This window comes from Streptomyces yangpuensis (assembly GCF_024666385.1).
In the GTDB taxonomy this organism is placed as follows: domain Bacteria; phylum Actinomycetota; class Actinomycetes; order Streptomycetales; family Streptomycetaceae; genus Streptomyces; species Streptomyces yangpuensis.
In genome coordinates, this window is record NZ_CP102514.1 from 5,298,682 (window position 1) to 5,322,673 (window position 23,992).

Annotated in this window: 28 protein-coding genes; 21 read left to right on the plus strand and 7 right to left on the minus strand. The window is 71.6% G+C overall.

What is annotated here, in order from left to right; genetic code table 11:
• Positions 1-175: 175 nt before the first annotated feature.
• Complete coding sequence (gene ndgR, locus NRK68_RS24405; protein WP_007266782.1) at positions 176-892, minus strand: IclR family transcriptional regulator NdgR; 717 nt, start codon at positions 890-892, stop codon at positions 176-178.
• 182 nt (positions 893-1,074) lie between these two features.
• On the opposite strand from ndgR, the gene leuC reads away from it, so the two are divergent.
• From leuC to NRK68_RS24425, 4 genes are all read left to right on the plus strand, one after another.
• Complete coding sequence (leuC, locus tag NRK68_RS24410; RefSeq protein ID WP_183068596.1) at positions 1,075-2,499, plus strand: 3-isopropylmalate dehydratase large subunit; 1,425 nt, start codon at positions 1,075-1,077, stop codon at positions 2,497-2,499.
• A gap of 3 nt (positions 2,500-2,502) precedes the next feature.
• A complete protein-coding gene (gene leuD / locus NRK68_RS24415; protein ID WP_183068597.1) occupies positions 2,503-3,096 on the plus strand; it encodes a 3-isopropylmalate dehydratase small subunit in 594 nt (197 codons plus the stop codon).
• A 137-nt stretch (positions 3,097-3,233) separates the two neighbouring features.
• Positions 3,234-3,461: an SCO5555 family protein gene (locus NRK68_RS24420; RefSeq protein ID WP_030009267.1), complete on the plus strand. Its 228-nt coding sequence runs from the start codon at positions 3,234-3,236 to the stop codon at positions 3,459-3,461.
• A 144-nt stretch (positions 3,462-3,605) separates the two neighbouring features.
• Positions 3,606-4,283 (plus strand): HU family DNA-binding protein, encoded by a 678-nt coding sequence (locus tag NRK68_RS24425; RefSeq protein ID WP_183068598.1) that lies wholly within the window; start codon positions 3,606-3,608, stop codon positions 4,281-4,283.
• 104 nt (positions 4,284-4,387) lie between these two features.
• On the opposite strand, the gene cofC is transcribed toward NRK68_RS24425, so the two are convergent.
• Positions 4,388-5,191 carry a 2-phospho-L-lactate guanylyltransferase gene (gene cofC, locus NRK68_RS24430; RefSeq protein WP_183068599.1) on the minus strand — a complete coding sequence of 268 codons (804 nt, stop codon included), beginning with the start codon at positions 5,189-5,191 and terminating at the stop codon, positions 4,388-4,390.
• A 244-nt stretch (positions 5,192-5,435) separates the two neighbouring features.
• On the opposite strand from cofC, the gene NRK68_RS24435 reads away from it, so the two are divergent.
• The 3 genes from NRK68_RS24435 to NRK68_RS24445 are packed head-to-tail and all read left to right on the plus strand — an operon-like array spanning position 5,436 to position 8,392.
• Positions 5,436-6,188, plus strand: coding sequence for a lysophospholipid acyltransferase family protein (locus NRK68_RS24435; RefSeq protein WP_030958510.1), 753 nt, complete (start codon positions 5,436-5,438; stop codon positions 6,186-6,188).
• Positions 6,185-7,195, plus strand: coding sequence for an NAD(P)H-dependent glycerol-3-phosphate dehydrogenase (locus tag NRK68_RS24440; RefSeq protein WP_183068600.1), 1,011 nt, complete (start codon positions 6,185-6,187; stop codon positions 7,193-7,195). The genes NRK68_RS24435 and NRK68_RS24440 overlap by 4 nt, the downstream gene beginning before the upstream one ends.
• A 39-nt stretch (positions 7,196-7,234) precedes the next feature.
• Positions 7,235-8,392 carry a D-alanine--D-alanine ligase family protein gene (locus NRK68_RS24445; RefSeq protein ID WP_257856705.1) on the plus strand — a complete coding sequence of 386 codons (1,158 nt, stop codon included), beginning with the start codon at positions 7,235-7,237 and terminating at the stop codon, positions 8,390-8,392.
• A 70-nt stretch (positions 8,393-8,462) separates the two neighbouring features.
• On the opposite strand, the gene NRK68_RS24450 is transcribed toward NRK68_RS24445, so the two are convergent.
• A complete protein-coding gene (locus NRK68_RS24450) occupies positions 8,463-8,957 on the minus strand; it encodes a DUF3515 domain-containing protein (RefSeq protein WP_183068601.1) in 495 nt (164 codons plus the stop codon).
• A gap of 23 nt (positions 8,958-8,980) precedes the next feature.
• Entirely contained in the window at positions 8,981-9,214 is a 234-nt protein-coding gene (locus NRK68_RS24455) for an Lrp/AsnC family transcriptional regulator (RefSeq protein WP_030028650.1), read from the minus strand.
• 245 nt (positions 9,215-9,459) lie between these two features.
• Between NRK68_RS24455 and NRK68_RS24460 the strand changes: the two genes are divergently transcribed.
• Both NRK68_RS24460 and thiD read left to right on the plus strand, forming a co-directional pair.
• Positions 9,460-10,443 (plus strand): thiamine-phosphate kinase, encoded by a 984-nt coding sequence (locus NRK68_RS24460; protein ID WP_183068602.1) that lies wholly within the window; start codon positions 9,460-9,462, stop codon positions 10,441-10,443.
• The gene (gene thiD / locus NRK68_RS24465; protein ID WP_183068603.1) at positions 10,440-11,240 is read left to right on the plus strand and encodes a bifunctional hydroxymethylpyrimidine kinase/phosphomethylpyrimidine kinase; all 801 of its coding nucleotides are present in this window, start codon (positions 10,440-10,442) and stop codon (positions 11,238-11,240) included. Before NRK68_RS24460 ends, thiD begins: the two co-directional genes overlap by 4 nt.
• Before the next feature lie 103 nt (positions 11,241-11,343).
• On the opposite strand, the gene rpmB is transcribed toward thiD, so the two are convergent.
• Positions 11,344-11,529: a 50S ribosomal protein L28 gene (rpmB, locus tag NRK68_RS24470; RefSeq protein WP_007266795.1), complete on the minus strand. Its 186-nt coding sequence runs from the start codon at positions 11,527-11,529 to the stop codon at positions 11,344-11,346.
• 243 nt (positions 11,530-11,772) lie between these two features.
• Here rpmB and fakA point away from each other — a divergent pair, with 243 nt between their 5' ends.
• The 9 genes from fakA (at position 11,773) to mutM (ending at position 20,804) form a co-directional block, all read left to right on the plus strand.
• A complete protein-coding gene (gene fakA / locus NRK68_RS24475) occupies positions 11,773-13,449 on the plus strand; it encodes a DAK2 domain-containing protein (protein ID WP_257856706.1) in 1,677 nt (558 codons plus the stop codon).
• A 26-nt stretch (positions 13,450-13,475) separates the two neighbouring features.
• Positions 13,476-15,680 (plus strand): ATP-dependent DNA helicase RecG, encoded by a 2,205-nt coding sequence (gene recG, locus NRK68_RS24480; protein WP_257856708.1) that lies wholly within the window; start codon positions 13,476-13,478, stop codon positions 15,678-15,680.
• Positions 15,681-15,752: 72 nt separating this feature from the next.
• Complete coding sequence (rsmD, locus tag NRK68_RS24485) at positions 15,753-16,331, plus strand: 16S rRNA (guanine(966)-N(2))-methyltransferase RsmD (protein WP_257856709.1); 579 nt, start codon at positions 15,753-15,755, stop codon at positions 16,329-16,331.
• A gap of 14 nt (positions 16,332-16,345) precedes the next feature.
• Complete coding sequence (gene coaD / locus NRK68_RS24490) at positions 16,346-16,825, plus strand: pantetheine-phosphate adenylyltransferase (RefSeq protein WP_183068697.1); 480 nt, start codon at positions 16,346-16,348, stop codon at positions 16,823-16,825.
• A 103-nt stretch (positions 16,826-16,928) separates the two neighbouring features.
• Complete coding sequence (locus NRK68_RS24495; RefSeq protein ID WP_183068607.1) at positions 16,929-18,005, plus strand: F0F1 ATP synthase subunit B; 1,077 nt, start codon at positions 16,929-16,931, stop codon at positions 18,003-18,005.
• 68 nt (positions 18,006-18,073) lie between these two features.
• Complete coding sequence (locus NRK68_RS24500; RefSeq protein WP_183068608.1) at positions 18,074-18,784, plus strand: YceD family protein; 711 nt, start codon at positions 18,074-18,076, stop codon at positions 18,782-18,784.
• 2 nt (positions 18,785-18,786) lie between these two features.
• Positions 18,787-18,960, plus strand: a complete 174-nt coding sequence (gene rpmF / locus NRK68_RS24505) for a 50S ribosomal protein L32 (RefSeq protein ID WP_003965982.1) — start codon at positions 18,787-18,789, stop codon at positions 18,958-18,960.
• A 19-nt stretch (positions 18,961-18,979) separates the two neighbouring features.
• Complete coding sequence (gene rnc, locus NRK68_RS24510; protein ID WP_183068609.1) at positions 18,980-19,819, plus strand: ribonuclease III; 840 nt, start codon at positions 18,980-18,982, stop codon at positions 19,817-19,819.
• A 115-nt stretch (positions 19,820-19,934) separates the two neighbouring features.
• On the plus strand, positions 19,935-20,804 hold the full coding sequence (gene mutM / locus NRK68_RS24515; protein ID WP_183068610.1) for a bifunctional DNA-formamidopyrimidine glycosylase/DNA-(apurinic or apyrimidinic site) lyase: 870 nt from the start codon (positions 19,935-19,937) through the stop codon (positions 20,802-20,804).
• On the opposite strand, the gene NRK68_RS24520 is transcribed toward mutM, so the two are convergent.
• Entirely contained in the window at positions 20,777-21,187 is a 411-nt protein-coding gene (locus NRK68_RS24520) for a winged helix-turn-helix transcriptional regulator (RefSeq protein ID WP_183068611.1), read from the minus strand. The genes mutM and NRK68_RS24520 overlap by 28 nt on opposite strands.
• A 135-nt stretch (positions 21,188-21,322) precedes the next feature.
• Between NRK68_RS24520 and NRK68_RS24525 the strand changes: the two genes are divergently transcribed.
• Positions 21,323-21,925: a flavodoxin family protein gene (locus tag NRK68_RS24525; RefSeq protein WP_446459249.1), complete on the plus strand. Its 603-nt coding sequence runs from the start codon at positions 21,323-21,325 to the stop codon at positions 21,923-21,925.
• 119 nt (positions 21,926-22,044) lie between these two features.
• Here the strand turns inward: NRK68_RS24525 and NRK68_RS24530 are convergent, their stop codons facing one another.
• Positions 22,045-22,983 carry a CAP domain-containing protein gene (locus tag NRK68_RS24530; protein ID WP_257856721.1) on the minus strand — a complete coding sequence of 313 codons (939 nt, stop codon included), beginning with the start codon at positions 22,981-22,983 and terminating at the stop codon, positions 22,045-22,047.
• A gap of 137 nt (positions 22,984-23,120) precedes the next feature.
• Between NRK68_RS24530 and NRK68_RS24535 the strand changes: the two genes are divergently transcribed.
• Together NRK68_RS24535 and NRK68_RS24540 are read left to right on the plus strand one after the other, a co-directional pair.
• On the plus strand, positions 23,121-23,402 hold the full coding sequence (locus tag NRK68_RS24535) for an acylphosphatase (RefSeq protein WP_183068614.1): 282 nt from the start codon (positions 23,121-23,123) through the stop codon (positions 23,400-23,402).
• A gap of 348 nt (positions 23,403-23,750) precedes the next feature.
• A complete protein-coding gene (locus tag NRK68_RS24540) occupies positions 23,751-23,969 on the plus strand; it encodes a hypothetical protein (protein ID WP_030032603.1) in 219 nt (72 codons plus the stop codon).
• Positions 23,970-23,992: the final 23 nt, after the last annotated feature.

A 23,992-nucleotide genomic window follows, 5' to 3' on the forward strand; every position in this document is an offset into this window, starting at 1 on the left:
AGGCCCTCCGCGTTCAGCGCGGAGGGCCTCTTCGCTGTTGCCCCGCCCCTGCCGACGCAGGCATGCGCCGCCAACGAGGCCGCGGGCACAAGTACGGGCCCGGAGGCGCGTGTTCGGACGTGTGCGGCGTCGAACGCGCCCCCGGGCCCGGGGGTGAACAGGTGGGATCGGTGCGTCAGCCGGAGCGGCGCAGCGCCTCCGTGAGGCGGGCGGCCGCGTCGATGACGGCCTGGGCGTGCATCCGGCCCGGGTGGCGGGTCAGGCGCTCGATCGGCCCGGAGACCGATACGGAGGCCACCACGCGGTTCGACGGGCCGCGCACCGGCGCGGAGACGGACGCCACGCCGGGCTCCCGCTCGCCGATCGACTGCGCCCAGCCGCGCCGCCGTACGCCCGAGAGCGCCGTCGCCGTGAAACGCGCGCCCTGGAGGCCGCGGTGGAGCCGCTCGGGCTCCTCCCAGGCCATCAGGATCTGCGCGGCCGAGCCGGCCTTCATCGGCAGGGTCGAGCCCACCGGGACGGTGTCCCGCAGGCCCGACAGCCGTTCCGCCGCCGCCACGCAGATGCGCATGTCTCCCTGACGCCGGTAGAGCTGCGCGCTCTCGCCCGTCACGTCACGGAGGTGGGTGAGTACCGGTCCCGCCGTGGCCAGCAGGCGGTCCTCGCCGGCCGCGGCGGCGAGCTCCGCCAGCCGCGGTCCGAGGATGAACCGGCCCTGCATGTCCCTCGCCACCATCCGGTGGTGTTCCAGTGCCACGGCAAGGCGATGTGCCGTGGGTCGTGCGAGCCCTGTCGCCGCGACCAGCCCGGCGAGGGTGGCCGGACCGGACTCCAGTGCGCTCAATACCAGAGCTGCCTTGTCGAGAACGCCGACGCCGCTAGAGTTGTCCATGAAACGATATTCGCGTCTCACACTGTGAAACGCAAGTTCAATTTTTCCAAGAACCAGCGAGTCTGTATGTGCGGGTCCACGAACCACTGGGTCCGAGCCGTCGTCCGGGACGTGGGGTACGGGCGTCTGGCGCACGAATCTCTATGAAGCGCCGGCACAACCCGCCGGCCGGAGGGAAAGCGATGGGTAGGACACTCGCGGAGAAGGTCTGGGACGACCATGTCGTCCGGCGCGCCGAAGGCGAGCCCGACCTCCTCTTCATCGATCTGCACCTGCTGCACGAGGTGACCAGCCCGCAGGCCTTCGACGGCCTGCGCCAGGCCGGCCGCAAGGTCCGACGCCTCGACCTCACCATCGCGACCGAGGACCACAACACCCCCACCCTCGACATCGACAAGCCGATCGCGGACCCGGTCTCCCGGGCCCAGCTGGAGACGCTGCGCGCGAACTGCGCCGAGTTCGGTGTCCGCCTGCACTCGCTGGGCGACGTGGAGCAGGGTGTGGTCCACGTCGTGGGACCGCAGCTGGGACTGACCCAGCCCGGCACCACCGTGGTCTGCGGTGACTCGCACACCTCGACGCACGGCGCCTTCGGCGCGCTCGCCTTCGGCATCGGCACGAGCCAGGTCGAGCACGTACTGGCCACCCAGACGCTGCCGCTGGCCCGCCCGAAGACGATGGCGATCACCGTCACCGGCGCGCTGGCCGAAGGCGTCACCGCCAAGGACCTGATCCTGGCGATCATCGCCAAGATCGGCACCGGCGGCGGCCAGGGCTACATCCTGGAGTACCGCGGCGAGGCCATCGAGCAGCTCTCGATGGAAGCCCGCATGACCATCTGCAACATGTCGATCGAGGCCGGCGCCCGCGCGGGCATGATCGCCCCCGATCAGACCACCTTCGACTACCTGCAGGGCCGCGACCACGCCCCCGTGGGCGAGGACTGGGACGCGGCCGTCGCGTACTGGAAGACCCTGCGCACGGACGAGGACGCGGTCTTCGACGCGGAGGTCGTCATCGACGGCGCCGCGCTCTCCCCGTTCGTCACCTGGGGCACCAACCCGGGCCAGGGCGCGCCCCTGTCGGCCCAGGTCCCCGACCCGGCTTCGTACGAGGACGCTTCGGAGCGCCTCGCGGCCGAAAAGGCCCTGGAGTACATGGGGTTGACCGCCGGGCAGCCGCTGCGCGACATCAAGGTCGACACCGTCTTCGTAGGTTCCTGCACCAACGGCCGCATCGAGGACCTGCGCGCCGTCGCCGGGATCATCGAGGGCCGCAAAGTCGCCGACGGCGTACGGATGCTGGTCGTACCGGGCTCGGTCCGCGTCGCCCTCCAGGCCGTGGAAGAGGGCCTGGACAAGGTCTTCAAGGAGGCCGGCGCCGAGTGGCGGCACGCGGGCTGTTCGATGTGCCTGGGCATGAACCCGGACCAACTGGCGCCCGGTGAACGCTCCGCGTCCACCTCCAACCGCAACTTCGAGGGCCGGCAGGGGAAGGGCGGGCGTACGCACCTGGTGTCCCCGCAGGTGGCCGCCGCCACCGCCGTGCTGGGCCATCTGGCCTCGCCCGCCGACCTGTCCGCCGCCGACGCGACCGCCGGAGTCTGAACCATGGAAGCCTTCACCGTCCACACCGGCCGGGCCGTCCCGCTGCGCCGCAGCAACGTCGACACCGACCAGATCATCCCGGCCCACTGGCTCAAGAAGATCACCCGCGACGGCTTCGAGGACGGACTCTTCGAGGCCTGGCGCAAGGACCCGGAGTTCGTCACGAACCGCCCGGAGCGCGCCGGCGCGACGGTGCTCGTCGCAGGCCCCGACTTCGGCACCGGCTCCTCGCGCGAGCACGCAGTCTGGGCCCTGCAGAACTTCGGTTTCAAGACGGTCATCTCCTCCCGCTTCGCCGACATCTTCCGCGGGAACTCGCTGAAGAACGGCCTGCTGACCGTCGTGCTCCCGCAGGAGACGGTCGACCGGCTGTGGGCGCTGACGGAGGCCGACCCCGCCGCCGAGATCACGGTCGACCTGGTCGACCGCCAGGTGCGCGCGGAAGGCATCGTGGCCGAGTTCGAACTTGACGACAACGCCCGCTGGCGTCTGCTGGAAGGCCTGGACGACATCTCGCTCACCCTTCAGAACGAAGCGGACATCGCCACCTACGAAAGCGGCCGACCGGCCTTCAAGCCGCGCACCATTCAGGCCTGATTCCTGCCTGATCAGCGGTTATTCACCCCCGGGTGATCACAAGGACAACACTGTGCCCCCCGCCCTCCGGCGGGGGGCATAGCCGTTTGTTGAGGCCCCGTGAGGCGACAACTCGCCCCAGATGGCACAATCTGTGCATGGAACGCGACAGTCAACTCGAGCTCTACGAACTCGTCGCGGACCGGCTGAAAGAAGCACACACACGGGTGCGCTCACTGCAAGTCCCGGAGGGCGTAAGGATGGCGCTGTCCCGGAAGCTGTTGGTCGTCACGGCCGCGGCGAAGCATGATCTCGCCGATGCGGCAAGGCGCCTGGACAGGTTGATGAAGGACCTCGACGAGGGTCGATTCCCTGAAGGCGACTGATGCGAAGGAACTCCGTAACCGCCTCCGGCGTTGCGGCACTAGGGTGATTAGCCCGTTTCGTGTTTGATTTGCGGTATATATCCGCCTAACGTGCGAAATAAGCTTGAACACATTCGTTCTGGCGAAGTCTCCGAAGGGGAAGACGTGAACAAGGCGCAGCTCGTAGAAGCGATTGCCGACAAGCTGGGCGGCCGCCAGCAGGCCGCGGACGCTGTCGACGCGGTACTGGACGCCATCGTCCGCGCTACCGTCGCGGGCGACCGGGTCTCGGTCACGGGCTTCGGCTCGTTCGAGAAGGTCGACCGTCCGGCCCGTTACGCCCGCAACCCGCAGACGGGTGAGCGCGTCCGGGTCAAGAAGACCTCGGTGCCCCGATTCCGTGCCGGCCAGGGCTTCAAGGACCTGGTCAGCGGCACCAAGAAGCTGCCCAAGGGCGGCGAGGTGTCGGTGAAGAAGGCGCCGAAGGGCAGCCTCACCGGCGGTGCCTCCGCGACGGTCAAGAAGGCCGCGGCGAAGAAGGCCACCACCGCGAAGAAGGCCGCGGCGAAGACCACGGTCGCAAAGAAGTCCGCCGCGAAGAAGACCACCGCGACCGCCGGCAAGGCGGCCGCGAAGAGCACCACCACGGCGAAGAAGACCACCGGGGCCGCCAAGAAGGCCACCACCGCCAAGAAGACCACGGCCGCGGCGAAGAAGACCACCGCCGCCGCGAAGAAGACCGCCCCGGCGGCCAAGAAGGTCACCGCAGCGACGAAGGCGCCGGCCAAGAAGACGGCGACCCGCAAGGCCACCGCGAAGAAGACCACCGCCCGCAAGAAGTAAGGGCACGAGTCACACACGCCGGGCCGGCTTCCCCCGCGGGGAAGCCGGCCCGCGGTGCGTCACGGGGACCGCCGGCCGCCCCGTGGGCGTTCCGGCGGACCGGTTCAGAAGGTCTGCAGCGTGATCAGGGTGATCCGCAGGTCGGCGCCCTTGCCGTCCGTCTCGATCCGGACCCGCTGCCCCGGCCGCAGCAGCCGCAGGCCGCCCGCGTCGAACGCCGGGGCCTCGAAGGACACCGGGGTGCCGTCGTCCAGCAGCACACTGCCGCTGCGGGTCTGGGAGTCGTACGTGTACGCGGTCGCCTGCATACCCGCACTGTATCGGGCCGTGTGCCGCCCCACACCGAGGGCGAGCGCCGTGCGCAGGTCCGCCGCCGTGTCCACGTCGCGGCGCACGCTGTCCACGTCCGCCAGTGCGATTTCCACCGCGCCCGAGGCGGAATGCCTGGCCCGCGACGCGCCCCCGAAGGAAGGGACCAATTCCACGCCGGACGCGGCGGAAAGCAAGGTCGTACCGATTCCGGCCGCATCCGCCAGAAATGCCCGCGGAAATACCGATGCGTTTTCGAGCACGCGTAGCAATTCGAAGGGTCGCAGCGCCGGCAGGTCCGCGTTCATCGCCGCGACCGGGGCGGCGGGCCGCGCCTCGCGGGCCGCCCGCGCGCCGTGCGCCAGCGCCGCGTTGAGCCCGGCCGCCGGGACGTCCGGGACGATCCGCGCACCCAGCCCGGCCAGTTCCGCGCCGGCCGCGGCGTCGTCCGTGACGACCACCACATCCGAGACCGCGGTGCAGGCCAGCGCCCCCGCGACGGTGTCCAGGGCGAACGCCAGGGCCAGCCCCGGGCGTGAGGCCCCCACGGCCGCCGCGAGCCGGCTCTTGGCCACCGACAGGGGCTTCAGCGGGACCACCAGACTCCAGACGGCGTTCGTGACGGACCCCTTCCTTCCGGTACGCTCCGGCCCTCCCCGGGCCAAGGCCGGGTCATGGCCCGGTCATGTGTCGGCCCATTGTCGCCCCCGCCGGGCGGCCCGGGGGTCTGCCGGGGTGAGCGGGGCGTACGGTGTTCTCGACAGAGACCGGGCCCGGGGTGACACTTGTCCGGCCGACGACGAGGTGCCCCAGCCGCGACCGGTCCTAGAGGAAGGTGTCCGAGTGTCCCGCCGCAGAATCGGCTTCTGGTACCGCCTGGCGGCGGTCATCGCAAAACCGCCGCTGGTAGTGCTCTTCAAGCGGGACTGGCGGGGAATGGAGCACATTCCGGCCGAGGGCGGTTTTATCACCGCCGTCAATCACAACTCGTATCTGGACCCGCTCTCCTACGCGCACTTCCAGTACAACACCGGCCGGGTGCCCCGATTGCTCGCCAAGGCCGCCCTCTTCAAGGTCCCCTTTGTCGGGTCGATCCTCCGCGGCAGCGGGCAGATCCCCGTCTACCGGGAGACCACCAACGCCCTGGACGCATTCCGGGCGGCCGTCGACGCCATCGAACGCGGCGAATGCGTCGCCTTTTACCCCGAGGGCACCCTGACCCGGGATCCCGACATGTGGCCGATGGCCGGCAAGACCGGCGTCGCCCGCGTCGCGCTGATCACCAGGGCCCCCGTCATTCCGGTGGCCCAGTGGGGTGCGAACCTCGCCATGCCGCCGTACGCCAAGGAGAACAAGGTCCGGCTCCTCCCGCGCAAGACCCTCCAGGTGCTCGCCGGACCGCCCGTGGACCTCTCGGCCTACTACGACCGGGAACCCACCCCGGACGTCCTGAAGGAGGCCACCGAGACCATCATGGCGGCCGTCACCCGCCTCCTGGAGGAGGTACGGGGAGAGACCGCGCCCGAGCAGCCGTACGACCATCGCAACGCCAGGGCGGAACAGCGGCGCAAGGCCGCAGGGGAGGGCAAGAAGTGACACGTCCCATGAAGGCGACCGTCTTCGGAACAGGCTCCTGGGGCACGGCCTTCGCCATCGTGCTCGCCGACGCCGGCTGCGAGGTCACCCTGTGGGGCCGCCGCAGCGAGGTCGTCGACGCCATCAACACCGGCCGGACCAACCCGGACTACTTCCCCGACGTCGAACTCCCCGCGAACATCCGGGCCACCGGCGACCCGGCCGAGGCCGCCGCGGGCGCCGACTTCACCGTCCTGGCCGTCCCCTCGCAGACCCTGCGCGACAACCTCGCCGCCTGGGCCCCGCTGCTGGCCCCCGACACGGTGCTCGTCTCCCTCATGAAGGGCATCGAACTCGGCACCGCCAAGCGGATGAGCGAGGTCATCGAAGAGGTGGCCAAGGTCCCCGCCGAGCGCATCGCCGTCGTCACCGGCCCCAACCTGGCCGCCGAGATCGCCGCCCGCCAGCCCGCGGCCTCCGTCGTCGCCTGCGTGGACGAGGCCGTGGCCCAGCGCCTCCAGGCCGCCTGCCACACCGCGTACTTCCGTCCGTACACCAGCACCGACGTCATCGGCTGCGAGCTCGGCGGCGCCGTCAAGAACGTCATCGGCCTCGCCGTCGGCATCGCGGACGGCATGGGCCTCGGCGACAACACCAAGGGCTCCCTCATCACCCGCGGACTCGCCGAAGCGACCCGCCTGGGCGTGGCCATGGGCGCCGACCCGCTCACCTTCTCCGGCCTCGCGGGCCTCGGCGACCTCGTCGCCACCTGCTCCTCGCCGCTCTCCCGGAACCACACCTTCGGCACCAACCTCGGCCGCGGCATGACGCTGGAGGAGACCATCGCGGTCACCAAGCAGACCGCCGAAGGAGTCAAGTCCTGCCAGTCGGTGGCCGATCTGGCCGGCCGGCACGGGGTGGACATGCCGATCACCGAGACGGTGGTGGACATCGTCCACCACGGCAAGCCGACCCTGGTGGCCCTGAAGGAACTGATGGGCCGCAGCGCCAAACCGGAACGTCGCTGACTCCTTCCCGGACGCATGAGCGGGTACGCTCATGCCGATATGAGCAGCGAGAACCTCCCCCAGACCCCTGAGCAGCAGGGCCGCAAGCCCCGCGTGGCCGTCGTGTTCGGCGGCCGCAGCTCGGAACACGCCATCTCGGTCGTCACGGCGGGCGCCGTCCTGCGCTCCATCGACCGGTCCAAGTACGAGGTGCTGCCCATCGGCATCGCCACGGACGGCCGGTGGGCGCTGACCGCCGACGAGCCCGCGCGGATGGCCATCGCAGACCGCAGGCTCCCGAGCGTCGAGGAGCTCGCCGAGTCCGAGGACGGCGCCGTCGTCCTCTCGGTCGACCCGGCCAGCCGCCAGGTCGTCTACACCGAGCCGGGCGCCGTCCCGAAGGCCCTGGGCGAGGTCGACGTCGTCTTCCCCGTGCTGCACGGCCCCTACGGCGAGGACGGCACCCTCCAGGGCCTCCTGGAGCTCTCCGGCATCCCGTACGTCGGCTCGGGCGTCCTCGCCTCGGCCGTCGGGCAGGACAAGGACTACATGAAGCGGGTGTTCACGTCCTTCGGGCTGAGCGTCGGCCCGTACGTGACCATCCGCCCCCGTGAGTGGGAGGCCGACCGGGACGCCGCCACGGCCCGGATCCTGGACTTCGCCGCCGAGCACGGCTGGCCGCTCTTCGTGAAGCCCGCCCGGGCCGGCTCCTCGATCGGCATCACCAAGGTCGACGACGCCTCCGGCCTGGAGGCCGCCGTCAAGGAGGCCCGCCGCCACGACCCGAAGATCATCGTGGAGGCGCTGCTGCGCGGCCGCGAGATCGAGTGCGGCGTCCTGGAGTTCGAGGACGGGCCGCGGGCCAGCGTGCCCGCCGAGATCCCGCCGGTCTCCAGCCACGACTTCTACGACTTCGAGGCGAAGTACATCGACTCCGCCTCCGGGATCGTGCCCGCCCCGCTCACCCCGGAGCAGACCGCCGAGGTGCAGCGGCTCGCGATCGAGGCCTTCGAGGCCGCGTCCTGCGAGGGCCTCGTGCGCGCCGACTTCTTCCTCACCGAGGACGGCGAGTTCGTCATCAACGAGATCAACACGATGCCCGGTTTCACGCCGATCTCGATGTACCCGCTGATGTGGGAGAAGACCGGCATCGCGTACCCGGAGCTGGTGGACCGCCTGATCCAGGCGGCCCTGCGCCGCTCCACCGGGCTGCGCTAGCAGCAGGCCGAGCCGCCGCCCGCCGGCCGCCCCGCACGGGGGCGGCCGGCGGGCGGCGGTGTGCCGGAGCTCAGTAGGAGGCGATGCCCGCGGGCACGGTCGCGGCGATCGCCGTGGACAGACCGACGAGCATCCCCGCGTCCGTGGCATGCTCCTTGTCGACCCGGACCTCCGTGTAAGCCAGCCGCATCCCGGTGGTGAAACGGAATCCGCCGTCGCCGCGCTTCTCCAGCAGCCAGGACACGCCGTTCACCTCGACGCCCCCCTGCTTCGGATCCAGCATCTCGGGGGGCCTGGGGATACCGCACCGCAGTACGATCGCCGAGCCGCCCCACGAGGCGGTCAGGTCGGACTCCGGTTCGGTCCGGGTCCGTGCCAGGCCGGCCACCGTCTCCGGGAGCTCCTTGTGCAGTGCCGCACAGAACCCCGCGACATTGCCCGGCGGCGCGGGGGGCGGTTCCACCCGGGCCTCGGAACCGCCCGGGGAGCACGCCGCCAGGGCGGCGGGCACGACCAGGGCGCCGGGCACGGCCAGGACACGGAGGGGCCGGTGGTGGAGGGACATCACCGGCCAAGAGTAGACGGGGGCTACAGATGGACCACCGGGCAGGTCAGGGTGCGGGTGATCCCCTCCACCTGCTGGACCTTGGCGACGACCATGCGGCCGAGCTCGTCCACGGTGTCGGCCTGGGCGCGCACGATCACGTCGTACGGACCTGTCACGTCCTCGGCCTGGATCACCCCCGGGATCTGGCCGATGGACTCGGCGACGAACGACGCCTTGCCCACCTCGGTCTGGATGAGGATGTACGCCTGTACCACGGAACCTCCAGGGCGGCCACGAGGATCATTTCCCCTAACCTTCGGGTGAACCCCACACGATGGACAGGGCCGGGGGAAGAAGGGACGCCACGGTACCGCGTCGCCGTGCGCCACGGGGAGACCTGCGGGCCCGGCGCCACGCACAGCGGGGCGTACGGAGAGCAGAAGTTGACGTATCTGTTGACGGTACCCAGAGCTGTGACGGCTCGCGACCGCAAGCGGACTGGGCAAGAAGGGGCACAGGGATGAAGGGCACTGTCGGCGAGCTGGGGGAGTTCGGGCTGATCAGGGAGCTCACCTCACGACTCACCACCACCCCGGCGGTCCGGCTCGGACCCGGCGACGACGCGGCGGTCGTCTCGGCCCCCGACCGGCGGGTCGTGGCGAGCACCGACATCCTGCTGGAGGGCCGGCACTTCCGGCGCGACTGGTCCACGGCCTACGACGTCGGCCGCAAGGCCGCCGCGCAGAACCTCGCGGACATCGCGGCCATGGGGGCGGTGCCGACCGCACTGCTCCTCGGCCTGGTCGTGCCCGCCGAACTCCCGGTCACCTGGCCCACCGAGCTGATGGACGGCATCCGCGACGAGTGCCAGGTCGCCGGCGCCGCCGTGGTCGGCGGGGACGTGGTCCGCGGAGACACCATCACCGTCTCCATCACCGCCCTCGGCGACCTGCGCAACCACGAGCCCGTCCTGCGTTCCGGGGCCCAGCCCGGCGACGTCGTCGCCGTCACCGGCTGGCTCGGCTGGTCCGCGGCCGGCTTCGCCGTGCTCTCGCGCGGCTTCCGCTCCCCGCGGGCGTTCGTGGAGGCCCACCGGCGCCCCGAACCGCCGTACCACGCCGGTCCCGCGGCCGCCGGCCTCGGCGCCAGTGCCATGACCGACGTCAGCGACGGCCTGATCGCGGATCTCGGGCACATCGCCGAGGCCAGCAAGGTCCGCATCGACCTGCGCTCGGCCGCCGTCGACATCCCGACCCAGATGCACGACATCGGGCAGGCCGTCGGCGTGGACCCGCTCCAGTGGGTGCTCACCGGGGGAGAGGACCACGCGATCGTGGCGACCTTCCCGCCCGACGTGAAGCTCCCCGCCCGCTGGAAGGTCATCGGCGAGGTGCTCAACCGCTCCGCGCTGCCCCAGGTGACCGTCGACGGCGCGCCCTGGACCAGCACCGGCGGCTGGGACCACTTCGGGGCCGACCCGGCCGCCCAGGACGGCACGCTGTGACCACGGCGCCGCCGCTGTGCCTGACCGTCGCCGGATCGGACTCCGGCGGCGGCGCGGGCATCCAGGCCGACCTCAAGACCATGCTGGCCCTCGGCGTCCACGGCATGAGCGTGGTGACCGCCGTGACCGCCCAGAACTCCCTCGGGGTACGGGGAGCCTGGGAGCTGCCCGCCGAGGCCGTCACGGCCCAGTACCGGGCCGTCGTGGACGACATGGGCGTGCACGCCGTGAAGACCGGCATGCTCTCCTCCACCGCCCTGGTCGAGACCGTGGCCGCGCTGCTGGCCGACACCGCGGCCCCGGCCGTCGTGGACCCCGTCGGCGTCTCCAAGCACGGGGACGCGCTGCTCGCCGCCTCCGCGCTGGACGCCGTACGCGGCGAACTGCTGCCGCGGGCCACCGTGGCCACACCCAACCTCGACGAGGTCGCCCAGCTCACCGGCATCTCCGTGAGGTCCGAGGACGACATGCGGCGGGCCGCCGACGCGATCCTCGGCCACGGCCCCCGCTGGGCGCTCATCAAGGGCGGACACCTCGCGGCGCACGGCGACGAGGCCGTGGACCTGCTCACCGACGGCACCGAGGAACGCTGGCTGCGCGCCCCGCGCCACTCCAACCGGCACACCCACGGCACCGGCTGCACCCTCGCCAGCGCGATCGCGGCCGGACTGGCCAAGGGCCTCGCCGTCCCGGAGGCCGTCACGGCCGCCAAGGAGTACGTGACGGGCGGCATCGCCGCCGGCTTCGCACTCGGCGGGGGCATCGGCCCGGTCGATCACGCCTGGCGGCTGCGCTGACCCCGCCCCGCCCACCGGGATCCCCCGGACAAGGCAAAAGGCCGGTCCACCAGAGGTGGACCGGCCTTCTTGGCAACCGGAAGGGGCTGCGCTACGACGGGCGTCAGCGCGAGACCTTGCCGGCCTTGATGCACGAGGTGCAGGCGTTGAGGCGCTTCGGCGTCCCATTGACCACGGCACGGACGCGCTGGATGTTCGGGTTCCAGCGACGCGAGGTGCGGCGGTGCGAGTGGGAGATGTTGTTGCCGAAGCTCGGCCCCTTGGCGCAAACGTCGCAGTTGGCAGCCACAGGTCACTCCAAAGACTTCAGATGCAATTACAGTGAATCCGGCGCACCGGATCAGAGGTCTGAAGTGGTTTGCCGGGGAAAAGACCCGACTCTCATCGGGCAACCGGAGCAGCATACAACGACTGCGCCCGTCCAAGAAAACTACCATGGCGGCCGGCGACCCCGTCCCGCGGTCCGGACCCCGCAGGCGCGGCCCTTCGTTACCCTGCGGTGAACCCTGGCCCGCACAAGGAGGAACGCCCGGTGCCGCACGAGCCGCAGCCGCAGCCCGCCGACGAGCTCGACGCCGAGGCCGTACGCACCTGGAGTTCGCTCGCCCTGGCCGCGCTGGGCCGGGCCCGCGAGGACATCGACGCGATCAACGTCTACCCGGTCGCCGACGCGGACACCGGCACCAACCTCTACCTCACCGCCGAGTCGGCCGACCGCGCCCTGGCCGAGGCCTTCGACAGCGCCGCCGACGCAGCGGGGACCCCCGCACCCACCTCCCTGTCCGAAGCCGTACGGGCCTGGGCGCACGGCGCGCTCGTCGGCGCCCGCGGGAACTCCGGAACCATCCTCGCCCAGCTGCTGCGCGGAGTGGCCGACGTGCTCGGCGCCGAGCACGAGGGCCGCCGGACCGGCCCCGGCGGGCTGCTGGCCCACGCCCTCACCCGGGCCGCGGAGGAGGCGTACGCCGCCGTGGCCCACCCCGTGGAGGGCACCATGCTCACCGTCGCGGGCGCCGCCGCGCGGGCCGGCGAAGCGGCCTCGGCGGCCGCCGGCACCGCGGCGGACGTGGCCCGCGCGGCCTACGACGGCGCCCGCGCCGCACTTGCCGACACCCCCGGGCAGCTCGCCGCGCTGGGCCGGGCCGGGGTGGTCGACGCCGGCGGCTGCGGCCTGGTCGCCGTCCTGGGCGCCCTCTGGCAGACGCTGTCCGGCCACGAGCCGGCCGCCGGACCGCTCGCGGGGGCCGGCCGGACGACGCCGCCCGCACCGCGGCCGGCCGACCCCTGCGAGCAGGACGGGGACGGGCCCGCGTACGAGGTGATCTACCTGCTGGAGGCCTCGGAGACGGCGGTCGCGGAACTGCGCGCCACCCTCGACGGACTCGGCGACTCCCTGGTCGTGGTCGGCGGTGACGGACTGTGGAACGTCCACGTCCACGTCGACGACCCCGGCGCTGCCGTGGAGGCGGGCGTGGTCGCCGGGCGGCCGTACCGGATACGGATCACGCACTTCGGCGACGAGCGCCGGCGGGGCCGCGCCGAGCGTGCCCAGCGGGCCGTGGTCGCCGTCGTCCCCGGCGAGGGACTGGCGGGCCTGTGCGCCGAGGCCGGCGCCACCACCGTGCTGGTGCGCCCCGGAGAGGTTCCGGCCACCGCCGAACTCCTCGACGCCGTCCGCCGTGCCCACGCCCGCGAGGTGGTGCTCCTGCCGGGCGGGGCCGAACTGCGCGCGGCGGCCGCCGCGGCAGCCGAGCAGGCCCGCGCCGAGGGCGTACGCATGGCCGTGATCCCCACCCGCTCCGCGGTCCAGGGCCTCGCCGCGCTCGCCGTGCACGACCCGGACGGCAGCTTCGACGAGGACGTGGTGGCCATGACCGCCGCCGCCGGCGCCACCCGGTACGGGGAACTGGCCGTCGCCGAACGCCAGTCCTTCACCTCGGCCGGCATCTGCCAGGCCGGCGACGTGCTCGGCCTCATCGACGGCGACGTCGCCGTGATCGGCGCGGGCCTGGCCGAGACCGCCGAGGCCGTCCTGGACCGGATGCTGGGCTCCGGCGGCGAACTCGTCACCCTGGTCCTGGGACCGGAGGTGCCGGACGCCGTGGCCGAACGCCTGGAGGCGTACGTCCAGTGCGGCCACCTGGCCGTGGACACCGTCACCTACCGGGGCGGCCGGTACTCGGCGCCGCTCCTCATCGGGGTGGAATAGCGGGCTTGTTAGCGCCATGGTGTGCAATGGAACACGTGCCCGCGCTCGACGAAGACCTCAAGAAGACGCTCGGACCCGCCACCGCCAAGGTGCTGGCCGAGCAGCTCGGCCTGCACACGGCCCTGGACCTGCTCCACCACTACCCGAGGCGGTACGCCGAGCGCGGCGAGCTGACCTCGCTGGCCGAGCTCGCCGACCAGATCGACGAGCACGTGACCGTCGTCGCGCAGGTCGCCGACGCCCGCGTCCTGACCTTCAACGGAGGCCGGGGCAAGCGGCTGGAGGTCACCATCACCGACGGCAGCGGCCGGCTCCAGCTGGTCTTCTTCGGAGCCGGCGTCCACAAGCCCCACAAGGAGCTGCTGCCCGGCAGCCGCGCGATGTTCGCCGGCAAGGTCTCCAGGTTCAACCACAAGCTCCAGCTCGCGCACCCGGCGTACGAACCGCTCGGCGCGGACGCCTCCGACCGGGACGCCGCCACCGCCTTCGCCAACCAGCTGATCCCGATCTACCCGGCCTGCGCGAAGCTGGAGTCCTGGAAGATCGCCAAGTGTGTGGACGCCGTACTGCCCGGTGCCCAGGAGGCGGTGGACCCGCTGCCGCCCGCCCTGCGCGAGGGCCGCGGACTGGTCCCGCTCACCGAGGCCCTGCTGAAGATCCACCGGCCGGCCACCAAGGCCGACATCGAGGACGCGCGTCAACGCCTGAAGTGGGACGAGGCCTTCGTCCTCCAGGTCGCCCTGGCCCGCCGCCGCCACGCCGACGCCCAGCTCCCGGCCGTCCCGCGCCGCCCCGCCCCCGGCGGCCTGCTCGACGCCTTCGACGCCAAGCTCCCCTTCACCCTCACCGAGGGCCAGGAGAAGGTCTCGAAGGAGATCTTCGACGACCTCGCCACCAGCCACCCCATGCACCGCCTCCTCCAGGGCGAGGTCGGAAGCGGGAAGACGATGGTGGCCCTGCGGGCCATGCTGGCCGTCGTCGACTCCGGCGGGCAGGCGGCGATGCTCGCGCCCACCGAGGTGCTCGCCCAGCAGCACCATCGCTCCATCGTCGAGATGATGGGCGAACTGGCCGAGGGCGGCATGCTCGGCGGCTCCGACCAGGGCACCAAGGTCGTGCTGCTCACCGGGTCGATGGGGATGCCGGCGCGCCGCCAGGCCCTGCTCGACCTGGTCACCGGTGAGGCCGGGATCGTCATCGGCACGCACGCCCTGATCGAGGACAAGGTGCAGTTCCACGACCTCGGCCTGGTCGTCGTCGACGAACAGCACCGCTTCGGCGTGGAACAGCGCGACGCGCTCCGGTCCAAGGGCAAGCAGCCCCCGCACCTGCTGGTGATGACCGCCACCCCGATCCCGCGCACCGTCGCCATGACCGTCTTCGGCGACCTGGAGACCTCCGTCCTCGACCAGCTGCCCGCCGGGCGCTCGCCGATCGCCACCCATGTGGTGCCGGCCAAGGACAAGCCGCACTTCCTCGCCCGGGCCTGGGAGCGGGTCCGCGAGGAGGTCGAGAAAGGTCACCAGGCCTATGTGGTCTGCCCCCGCATCGGCGACGGGGAGGACGACCCCAAGAACGCCAAGAAGAAGGCCGCCGCCGCGGACGACCCCGACAAGCGGCCCCCGCTCGCCGTCCTGGAGGTGGCCGAGCAGCTCGCGCGCGGACCGCTCGCCGGGCTGAGCGTCGAGGTGCTGCACGGCCGGATGGACCCGGCCGACAAGGACGACGTCATGCGGCGCTTCACCGCGGGCGAGGTCAAGGTGCTGGTCGCCACCACCGTCATCGAGGTCGGTGTGAACGTCCCGAACTCCACCGTCATGGTGATCATGGACGCGGACCGGTTCGGCGTCTCCCAGCTCCACCAGCTGCGCGGCCGCGTCGGCCGCGGCTCCGCCCCGGGCCTGTGCCTGCTCGTCAGCGAGATGCACGAGGCGAGCCCCGCCCGGGCCCGGCTGGCCGCGGTCGCCGCCACCCTCGACGGTTTCGAGCTCTCCCGGATCGACCTGGAACAGCGCCGCGAGGGCGACGTCCTGGGCCAGGCCCAGTCCGGAGTGCGCTCCTCGCTGCGCATGCTCGCCGTCATCGAGGACGAGGAGGTCATCGCACAGGCCCGGGAGGAGGCCACCCGCGTGGTCGCCGAGGACCCGGCGCTGGAGCGGCTGCCGGGCCTGCGGACCGCCCTGGACGCCCTGCTCGACACCGAGCGCGAGCAGTACCTGGAGAAGGGCTGACCGGCACGACATATCGTTGGAGTGCCGCGGCGGACCGCCGCGGCACTCTGCCGCCGTACCGAAGGACCCCAGATGACCCGCGTGATCGCCGGCAGCGCCGGCGGGCGACGGCTGGCCGTGCCCCCCGGCACCGGCACCCGCCCGACCTCGGACCGGATGCGCGAAGGGCTCTTCTCCACCTGGGAGTCGCTGCACGGGGTCGAAGGCGCCCGGGTGCTCGACCTGTACGCAGGCTCCGGCGCCGTCGGCCTGGAGGCCCTCTCCCGGGGCGCGGACCACGCCCTCCTGGTCGAGGCGGACCCCAAGGCGGCCAAGGCGATCCGGGACAACATCCGGACGCTGGGCCTGCCCGGCGCCGAATTCCGGGCGGGCAAGGCCGAGCAGATCGTGGCGGCCCGCGCCGGCGGGGAACCGTACGACGTCGTCTTCCTGGACCCGCCGTACGCCCTGGACAGCGCCGACCTGCGCGAGATCCTCCTCACACTCCGGTCCAATGGCTGGATCACGGACGACGCGCTCGTCACCGTGGAGCGCAGCACCAGGAGCGGCGCCTTCCCGTGGCCCGAGGGCTTCGAGCCGCTCCGGTCGCGGAAGTACGGCGAGGGCACCCTTTGGTACGGCCGCGCCGCCAACACCTGCGAAGACTCATGAACGAGGGAGTTCAGTTGCGCCGCGCCGTCTGTCCGGGATCCTTCGATCCCATCCACAACGGACACCTCGACATCATCGGACGCGCCTCCCGGCTGTACGACGTCGTGCACGTGGCCGTCGGGATCAACGAGTCGAAGCAGGGCCTGTTCACCGTCGAGGAGCGGATCGAGCTGATCCGCGAGGCCACGGCCGACTACGGCAACGTCCGGGTCGAGTCCTTCCGCGGGCTGCTCGTCGACTTCTGCAAGCAGCGGGACATCCCGGCCATCGTCAAGGGCCTGCGCGCGGTCAGCGACTTCGACTACGAGCTGCAGATGGCCCAGATGAACCTGGGCCTGTCGGGCGTCGAGACGCTGTTCGTCCCGACCATCCCCACCTACAGCTTCCTGTCCTCCTCGCTGGTCAAGGAGGTCGCGGCCTGGGGCGGCGACGTCGCCCACCTGCTGCCGGCGCACGTCCACGCGGCGCTCCTGGAGCGGCTGCGCGACCGCTGACTGCCTGACAGTCCGTCAGGCGGTGTCGGGGGGCCGCCCGGTGGCCGTACAGTCGACCCGTCCGTCTCAGGAACCGCCCGAGGCCGAGAGAGTGCGAGCCCCCATGGACGTGCAGAAGAAGCTCGACGAGATCGTCGCGGCCGTCGGCGGCGCCCGCTCCATGCCCATGTCGGCGTCCTGCGTGATCAACCGCGCCGAGCTGCTCGCCCAGCTGGAGGAAGTCCGCCAGGCGCTCCCCGGCTCCCTCGCGCAGGCGCAGGAGCTCATCGGCGGCCGCGAGCAGATGGTCGAGGACGCCCGCCGGGAGGCGGAGCGGATCATCGACGCCGCGCACGGCCAGCGCGGTTCGCTGATCGCCGAGACCGAGATCGCGCGGCGCTCCCAGGCCGAGGCGGACCGGATCCTGGAGGAGGCCCGCCGGGAGGCCGAGCAGATCCGGGCCGAGGCCGACGACTACGTCGACAGCAAGCTGGCGAACTTCGAGGTCGTGCTGACCAAGACGATCGGCTCGGTGGACCGGGGCCGCGAGAAGCTGCTGGGCCGCGGCCCGGGCCTGGACGAGGACGGCTACCCGGACGCGGACGCCCCCGAGCGCAGCCACGACCCCGAGACGCAGCGCCAGCAGGCGGACGCCTACGTGGACACCAAGCTCGCCACCTTCGAGGCGGTGCTCTCCAAGACCCTGGAGGCCGTGGGCCGCGGCCGCCAGAAGCTGCTCGGCCGAGTCCCGACGGACGAGCTGGGCGTGCTCATGGCGGCCCAGGACGCGGACGGCCGGCCCTCCCGCTCGGCGAGCGATGCGGACTTCCTGGCGGGCCTCGCGGAACCGGAGCCCGCGCACGTGCAGGCGCCGGTCCCGGCCCGGGCCGAGCCCGTGTACGACGCGTACGGCTATCAGCAGCCCGCCGCCCAGCAGCAGGACGCATACGGTTACCAGGACCCGTACGGGGGCTACCAGCAGCAGCCGGACCCGTACTCCGGTGCGAGCACCGGCTCCACCGGAGCGGCTTACGCCGCGCACTACGATGCGCAGCAGCCCGACCCGTACGCGGCCTACCAGCAGCCGCAGCAGGCCCCGCACCAGCAGCATGCGCAGCAGCCCTCGCTCGACGAGACCAGCTTCTTCGACACGAGCATGATCAACCTGGACCAGCTGCGCCAGTACGAACAGGGTCGCTAGGGCCGATTGGGCTCAGAGCGAAGCGCCGGGTATCCTGGCTCTTCGGTCGCGCGTATGCGGCGCGATCCATGCTGCCCTTCAGCGGCGGAATATTTGATCTTCAGCGATCTGTGAAAGCAGGAACGGCCCTGAACACCCGCCTCGACCACCGCAACCCCCTCGTGTTCGACACGCACGAGCTGGGCCGGCGTCCTGGTGCCATGCAGCGGCTGTCCCGCGAGATCCCGGCGCCGGCGGACTTCGGTCTCGTCGACGTCATCGGAGTGCCGGAAGGCGCGCCGCTGAAGCTCAACCTCCGCCTCGAGTCGGTCATGGAAGGGGTGCTTGTCACAGGCACCGTCCGTGCATCGGCGGCGGGGGAGTGCGTAAGGTGTCTGGAGGCCGTCGAGCGCGAGCTCAAGGCGGACTTCCAGGAGATGTTCTCGTACCCTGACGCCGACGACCGGGGCCGCGCAAAGGCGGAGCCGGCCGACGACGCCGAGGACGACGAGGACACGCTCTTCCTCGAGGACGGATTGTTCGACCTCGAACCCGTGCTGCGCGATGCGGTGGTGCTCGCACTGCCGATGCAGCCGGTGTGCCGGGAGGACTGTCTGGGACTGTGCCCCGATTGCGGGGTCAGCCTCAACGACGACCCGGACCACCACCACGACGCCGTCGACATCCGTTGGGCGGCTTTGCAGGAACTCGTCGTGACCGATCAGGACGACGAGAAGGACAACATGAGCGGCACTGCATCTGACGACGTTCAGAGCGCCGCCGAGAAGCAGGAGAAGTAGCCGTGGCTGTTCCGAAGCGGAAGATGTCGCGCAGCAACACGCGCCACCGCCGGTCGCAGTGGAAGGCTGCGGTCCCCACCCTGGTTTCGTGTGAGCGTTGCCAGGAGCCGAAGCTCCAGCACATCGCGTGCCCGAGCTGCGGCACCTACAACAAGCGCCAGGTCCTCGAGGTCTGAGCGGCTGGTGAGAGGCGCAATGTCTGAGCTGTCCAACGCTGAGAAGCAGGCAGACAGTAACAACGCGGCCTCGTCCCACACGCTTCTGGAAGGGCGGCTCGGGTACCGACTCGAGTCCGCCCTTCTGGTGCGTGCGCTGACCCACCGCTCGTACGCGTACGAGAACGGCGGTCTGCCCACCAACGAACGCCTGGAGTTCCTGGGGGACTCCGTGCTGGGCCTGGTGGTCACGGACACGCTGTACACGACCCACCCGGACCTTCCCGAAGGCCAGCTGGCCAAGCTTCGGGCCGCGGTGGTCAACTCGCGTGCACTGGCGGAGGTCGGGCGCGGCCTCGACCTGGGCTCCTTCATCCGGCTCGGCCGGGGCGAAGAGGGCACGGGCGGCCGGGACAAGGCCTCCATCCTCGCCGACACCCTTGAAGCGGTCATCGGCGCGGTCTACCTCGACCAGGGCCTCGACGCGGCCTCGGAGCTGGTCCACCGGCTCTTCGACCCGCTCATCGAGAAGTCCTCGAACCTCGGGGCCGGCCTGGACTGGAAGACCAGTCTCCAGGAGCTCACGGCGGCCGAAGGTCTTGGCGTACCGGAGTACCTGGTCACCGAGACCGGTCCGGACCACGAGAAGACCTTCACCGCTGCCGCCCGCGTCGGTGGTGTCTCGTACGGCACCGGCACCGGCCGCAGCAAGAAGGAAGCGGAACAGCAGGCCGCGGAGTCTGCGTGGCGCGGGATCCGCGCCGCGGCGGACGAGCGGACCGCGGCGGCTGCGGCCGCCGCTCCGGCGCAGGCCCCGGCTTCGGCCGAGGCCGCGGACGGCGGGGTGCCGACGCCCGCCGATCCGGCTCCGGACGCCTGACCTTCCTTCGCGTACGCCATCGCCCGCCCCCGCAGCGCAGGGGCGGGCGTTGTCGTTCCCGGGCGGCCGGTACGCTCACGGCAGCGTCAGATCCGCACCCGACGGAGGTAAACCCGTGCCCGAGCTGCCCGAAGTCGAAGTCGTACGGCGGGGGCTGGAGCGCTGGGTGGCCGGACGGACCGTCGAGGCCGTCGAGGTCCTGCACCCGCGTGCGGTGCGGCGCCATCCGGGCGGCGGGGCCGACTTCGCGGCGCGGCTGCGGGGCGAGGTCCTCGGGGTGCCGCAGCGCCGCGGGAAGTACCTGTGGCTGCCCCTGGCGGGGCGGGACCTGTCGGTGCTCGGGCACCTGGGCATGAGCGGGCAACTGCTCGTGCAGCCCGAGGGCGCCGTCGACGAGAAGCACCTGCGGATCCGGGTGCGCTTCGGGGACGACGCCGGGACGGAGCTGCGCTTCGTGGACCAGCGGACCTTCGGCGGGCTCTCGCTGCACGAGACCGTCGCCGACAGCGCCGAGGGCCTGCCCGACGTCATCGCGCACATCGCGCGCGACCCCCTGGATCCGCTGTTCGACGAGACGGCCTACCACCTGGCGCTGCGCGCCAAGCGGACCACCGTCAAGCGGGCCCTGCTCGACCAGTCCCTGATCAGCGGGGTCGGCAACATCTACGCCGACGAGGCGCTGTGGCGCGCCAGGCTGCACTACGAGCGCCCCACGGCCAACCTCACGCGCCCCCGGAGCGCGGAACTCCTCGGCCATGTCCGGGACGTCATGAACGCGGCCCTCGCCGTGGGCGGGACGAGCTTCGACAGCCTGTACGTCAACGTGAACGGGGAGTCGGGCTACTTCGATCGGTCACTCGACGCCTACGGGCGCGAGGACGAGCCCTGCCGGCGCTGCGGCACGCCGATGCGCCGCCGGCCGTGGATGAACAGGTCGAGCTACTTCTGCCCGCGCTGTCAGCGGCCGCCGCGCGTTTCGTCGTAGGTCGTCCGGGCGGTCAGGACCGCCGACATGTTCCCCTCCAGGTGGTGGATCAGGGCGAGGAGCCGGTCCGCGACCTCGGTGCCGAGAGGGGTCAGTTCGTAGTCGACGCGCGGCGGGTTGGTGGGCTGCGCCTCACGGTTGACTATGCCGTCGCGCTCCAGCGCGTGCAGCGTCTGGGAGAGCATCTTCTCGCTCACGCCCTCCACCCGGCGGCGCAGCTCGTTGAACCGGCACGGGCCCTCGCGCAGCGCGCCCACGGTGAGACTGCCCCAGCGGCCGGTGACGTGCTCCAGCGTCTCGCGGGACGGGCAGGCCCGGGCGAAGACGTCGAACGGCTGCTCGGACTCGGACTCGTGGGCTTCGGTACAGGCGGGGGTCTCCATGGAACAAGCGTACTCCCGGGCAGCGCTAACTCGCAGCTTGCGCTTTCGAAAAGTTAGTGATTCTCTTCTTCTCGTCGCCGCACGCCCCGTGCCGCGACGGGAGTCTTCCCGAGGGAGAGATCAGCCTTGTCCGGTATCACGCACACCCCCGTCGTCTCGATCGCCTACCACTCCGGCTACGGCCACACCGCCGTCGTCGCGGAGGCGGTCCGCAGCGGCGCCGTGGACGCCGGGGCCACCGTCCACCTGATCAAGGTCGACGAGATCGACGACGCGCAGTGGGAGCTGCTCGACGCCTCCGACGCGATCGTCTTCGGCTCCCCGACGTACATGGGCACCGCCTCGGGCGCCTTCCACGTCTTCGCCGAGGCCTCCTCGAAGCGCTGGTTCGGCGACGCCTGGCAGGACAAGATCGCGGCCGGCTTCACCAACTCGGCCTCGAAGAGCGGCGACAAGCTGCACACGCTGCAGTTCTTCCAGATCCTGGCCGCGCAGCACGGCATGAACTGGGTCAACCTGGGCCTGAAGCCGGGCTGGAACTCCAGCACGGCCTCCGAGAACGACCTCAACCGCCTGGGCTTCTTCTCCGGCGCGGCCGCCCAGACCAACTCCGACGAGGGTGCGGACGCGGTCCACAAGGCCGACATCGCGACGGCTGAGCACCTGGGCCGCCGCGTGGCCGAGCACACCCGCGTCGTCGTCGCGGGCCGGGCGACCCTGGCGGCCGCCACCGTCTGACGTCTCGCGCCTGGCGCCCGGCGGCGCCCGGCGCGACACGAGAAGGGGCCGGGTCCGCGACCCGGCCCCTTCCGGGCGTTCCATGCCGCGGCCTGCGGCCCGGCCCACGGCGGGGTGTGTCAGAAGCCGAAGTCCTGGGTCCACCAGGGGCCGCCGGCGGCGAAGTGCGCGCCGACGCCCAGGGTGCGGAACTCGCAGTTGAGGATGTTGGCCTTGTGCCCCGGGCTGTTCATCCAGGCCTTCATCACGGCATCGGCGTCGCCCTGGCCGCGGGCGATGTTCTCGCCGCCGAGACCCGAGAGGCCGGCCTGGGCGGCGCGGTCCCAGGGGGTGTTCCCGTCGGGGTCGTCGTGGCCGAAGAAGCCGCGGGTGGCCATGTCCTTGCTGAAGGCGCCGGCCAGCGCCGCCAGCGGCGGGTTGGCGCGGACCGGACCGCAGCCCGCCTGGGCGCGCTCCTGGTTCACCAGGGCGACCACGGCGTCCTCCTCCGCGGAGTGCCCGTCCAGGCTCGGCCGGGTCGCGGTGGTGGTCGGGGTCGGCGCCGGGGCCGGCTCGGTGGGTGCCGGGGCCTGGGTCTTCTTCGGCGCCTCGGGGGAGGGGGCCGGAGCGGCCGGGGTCCTGCGTACGGTGCTCGGCGCCGCGGGCGGCGCGGCGCTGGGCGACGCCTTCGGCGCCTGGGACGCGGAGGGGGACGGCGAAGCAGACGGCGTGGGGGAGGCCGACGGTGAAGGGGAGCCCGACGGGGTCGCCGGGGCGGAGGGCGCGCCGGTCGTCGCCGGGGCGTGGCCCGACAGGCTCGCGAGGCCGCCCTGCCGCTGGAGCAGCGGGTCGGGGGTGGGGGTGGCTTTGGCCGCGGCCTTCGAGGCGGTGGCGTTCACGGTCGTGTCCGTGCCGCTCACCCCCACATAGGGGAAGGAGCCGCCGACCGGGACCATGCCGGTGGTGACGGCGGCGGTGCCGAGGGCGACGGCGACCGAGACCCCGAGCAGGCCGGTGCGCAGGGCGGTGCCGTGCATGCCGCCGCGGCGCGGAGGGGCGGGGAGCCGGTGACGTCCCATCGGTGTCGTGCCTTCCTGACCGGAGCAAGATCATCCCTTACCCACCCAAATGGGTGAGTTCATTGGTGCGCGACTGTACGCCATGGGGCCCCGGGGGCGATGTGACCGAAAAGTGGCCGCCCGGATAGCGTTCGCGCATGAATGAAGATGTCCGCCTGACCGCGTGGGTGCGCGGCCGTGTGCAGGGAGTGGGCTTCCGCTGGTTCACCAGGGAGAACGCCCTGGAGATCGGCGGGATGGTCGGCTTCGCGCTCAACCTCGACGACGGGCGGGTACAGGTGGTCGCCGAAGGTCAACGTGAGAATTGCCACCGCCTGCTCGACTGGCTGCGGTCCGCCGACACGCCCGGCCGGGTGGACGGGGTGACAGAGATCTGGGGGACACCGCGCGGTGGCTACGACGGATTCGGGATGCGGTGAGCGATCGACTGATCATGAACTCATCACATCTCTGATCGTCCGGACCCGGTCGGAACTGGGCATTCGTCGCCGACGCGTTGCCGAGGCGGGCGATCCGTGGAAGGCTCGGAGATGAGGATGATCTCCACGCCCCTTGTGGGGCCCGGGCTGCCCGCCGATACGGGGCGTGATCGTGTTGACCGTCAAACTTTTTGGTGAGACGCTGGAAGCCCCGCGCACCTGAGCTGTTTGGCAGTGCTGGCAGTAGTAAGCGCAGTGACTGACAGTCGCTGCCGGACATCCGCGGGTGCGATTCCCTCACGACCCACACCGCTTCGGTCGGTCACTCAGTGTGGAGGACCATCCATCATGGCAAAGGCGCTTCTCGGTTACGTCGGCGGTTCCGACCCGCGACTCCTCGCCGAGATGCGACGGCTTCAGCAGCGCGTCCAGGACCTCGAGTCCGAGCTCGTACGGATTCAGTCCGAAAATGACGCGCTGAACGCGGCCGCCGCTCAGCACGACGGAGACTCGCTGCTGGACAGCATCGACATCGACGTACCCCAGGCGGAGCCTGCGCTCACCTGATCCGCGCTCACTCGTCGCTCGAA

What these genes read in the sequence shown, in the direction of transcription:
- ndgR (WP_007266782.1), bottom strand. Translation starts at nt 892, where the DNA reads ATGGACAACTCTAGCGGCGTCGGCGTTCTCGACAAGGCAGCTCTGGTA.
- leuC (WP_183068596.1), top strand. Translation starts at nt 1,075, where the DNA reads ATGGGTAGGACACTCGCGGAGAAGGTCTGGGACGACCATGTCGTCCGG.
- leuD (WP_183068597.1), top strand. Translation starts at nt 2,503, where the DNA reads ATGGAAGCCTTCACCGTCCACACCGGCCGGGCCGTCCCGCTGCGCCGC.
- NRK68_RS24420 (WP_030009267.1), top strand. Translation starts at nt 3,234, where the DNA reads ATGGAACGCGACAGTCAACTCGAGCTCTACGAACTCGTCGCGGACCGG.
- NRK68_RS24445 (WP_257856705.1), top strand. Translation starts at nt 7,235, where the DNA reads ATGAGCAGCGAGAACCTCCCCCAGACCCCTGAGCAGCAGGGCCGCAAG.
- NRK68_RS24450 (WP_183068601.1), bottom strand. Translation starts at nt 8,957, where the DNA reads ATGTCCCTCCACCACCGGCCCCTCCGTGTCCTGGCCGTGCCCGGCGCC.
- NRK68_RS24460 (WP_183068602.1), top strand. Translation starts at nt 9,460, where the DNA reads ATGAAGGGCACTGTCGGCGAGCTGGGGGAGTTCGGGCTGATCAGGGAG.
- recG (WP_257856708.1), top strand. Translation starts at nt 13,476, where the DNA reads ATGGAACACGTGCCCGCGCTCGACGAAGACCTCAAGAAGACGCTCGGA.
- rsmD (WP_257856709.1), top strand. Translation starts at nt 15,753, where the DNA reads ATGACCCGCGTGATCGCCGGCAGCGCCGGCGGGCGACGGCTGGCCGTG.
- NRK68_RS24495 (WP_183068607.1), top strand. Translation starts at nt 16,929, where the DNA reads ATGGACGTGCAGAAGAAGCTCGACGAGATCGTCGCGGCCGTCGGCGGC.
- NRK68_RS24500 (WP_183068608.1), top strand. Translation starts at nt 18,074, where the DNA reads ATGCTGCCCTTCAGCGGCGGAATATTTGATCTTCAGCGATCTGTGAAA.
- rnc (WP_183068609.1), top strand. Translation starts at nt 18,980, where the DNA reads ATGTCTGAGCTGTCCAACGCTGAGAAGCAGGCAGACAGTAACAACGCG.
- NRK68_RS24520 (WP_183068611.1), bottom strand. Translation starts at nt 21,187, where the DNA reads ATGGAGACCCCCGCCTGTACCGAAGCCCACGAGTCCGAGTCCGAGCAG.
- NRK68_RS24530 (WP_257856721.1), bottom strand. Translation starts at nt 22,983, where the DNA reads ATGGGACGTCACCGGCTCCCCGCCCCTCCGCGCCGCGGCGGCATGCAC.
- NRK68_RS24535 (WP_183068614.1), top strand. Translation starts at nt 23,121, where the DNA reads ATGAATGAAGATGTCCGCCTGACCGCGTGGGTGCGCGGCCGTGTGCAG.
- NRK68_RS24540 (WP_030032603.1), top strand. Translation starts at nt 23,751, where the DNA reads ATGGCAAAGGCGCTTCTCGGTTACGTCGGCGGTTCCGACCCGCGACTC.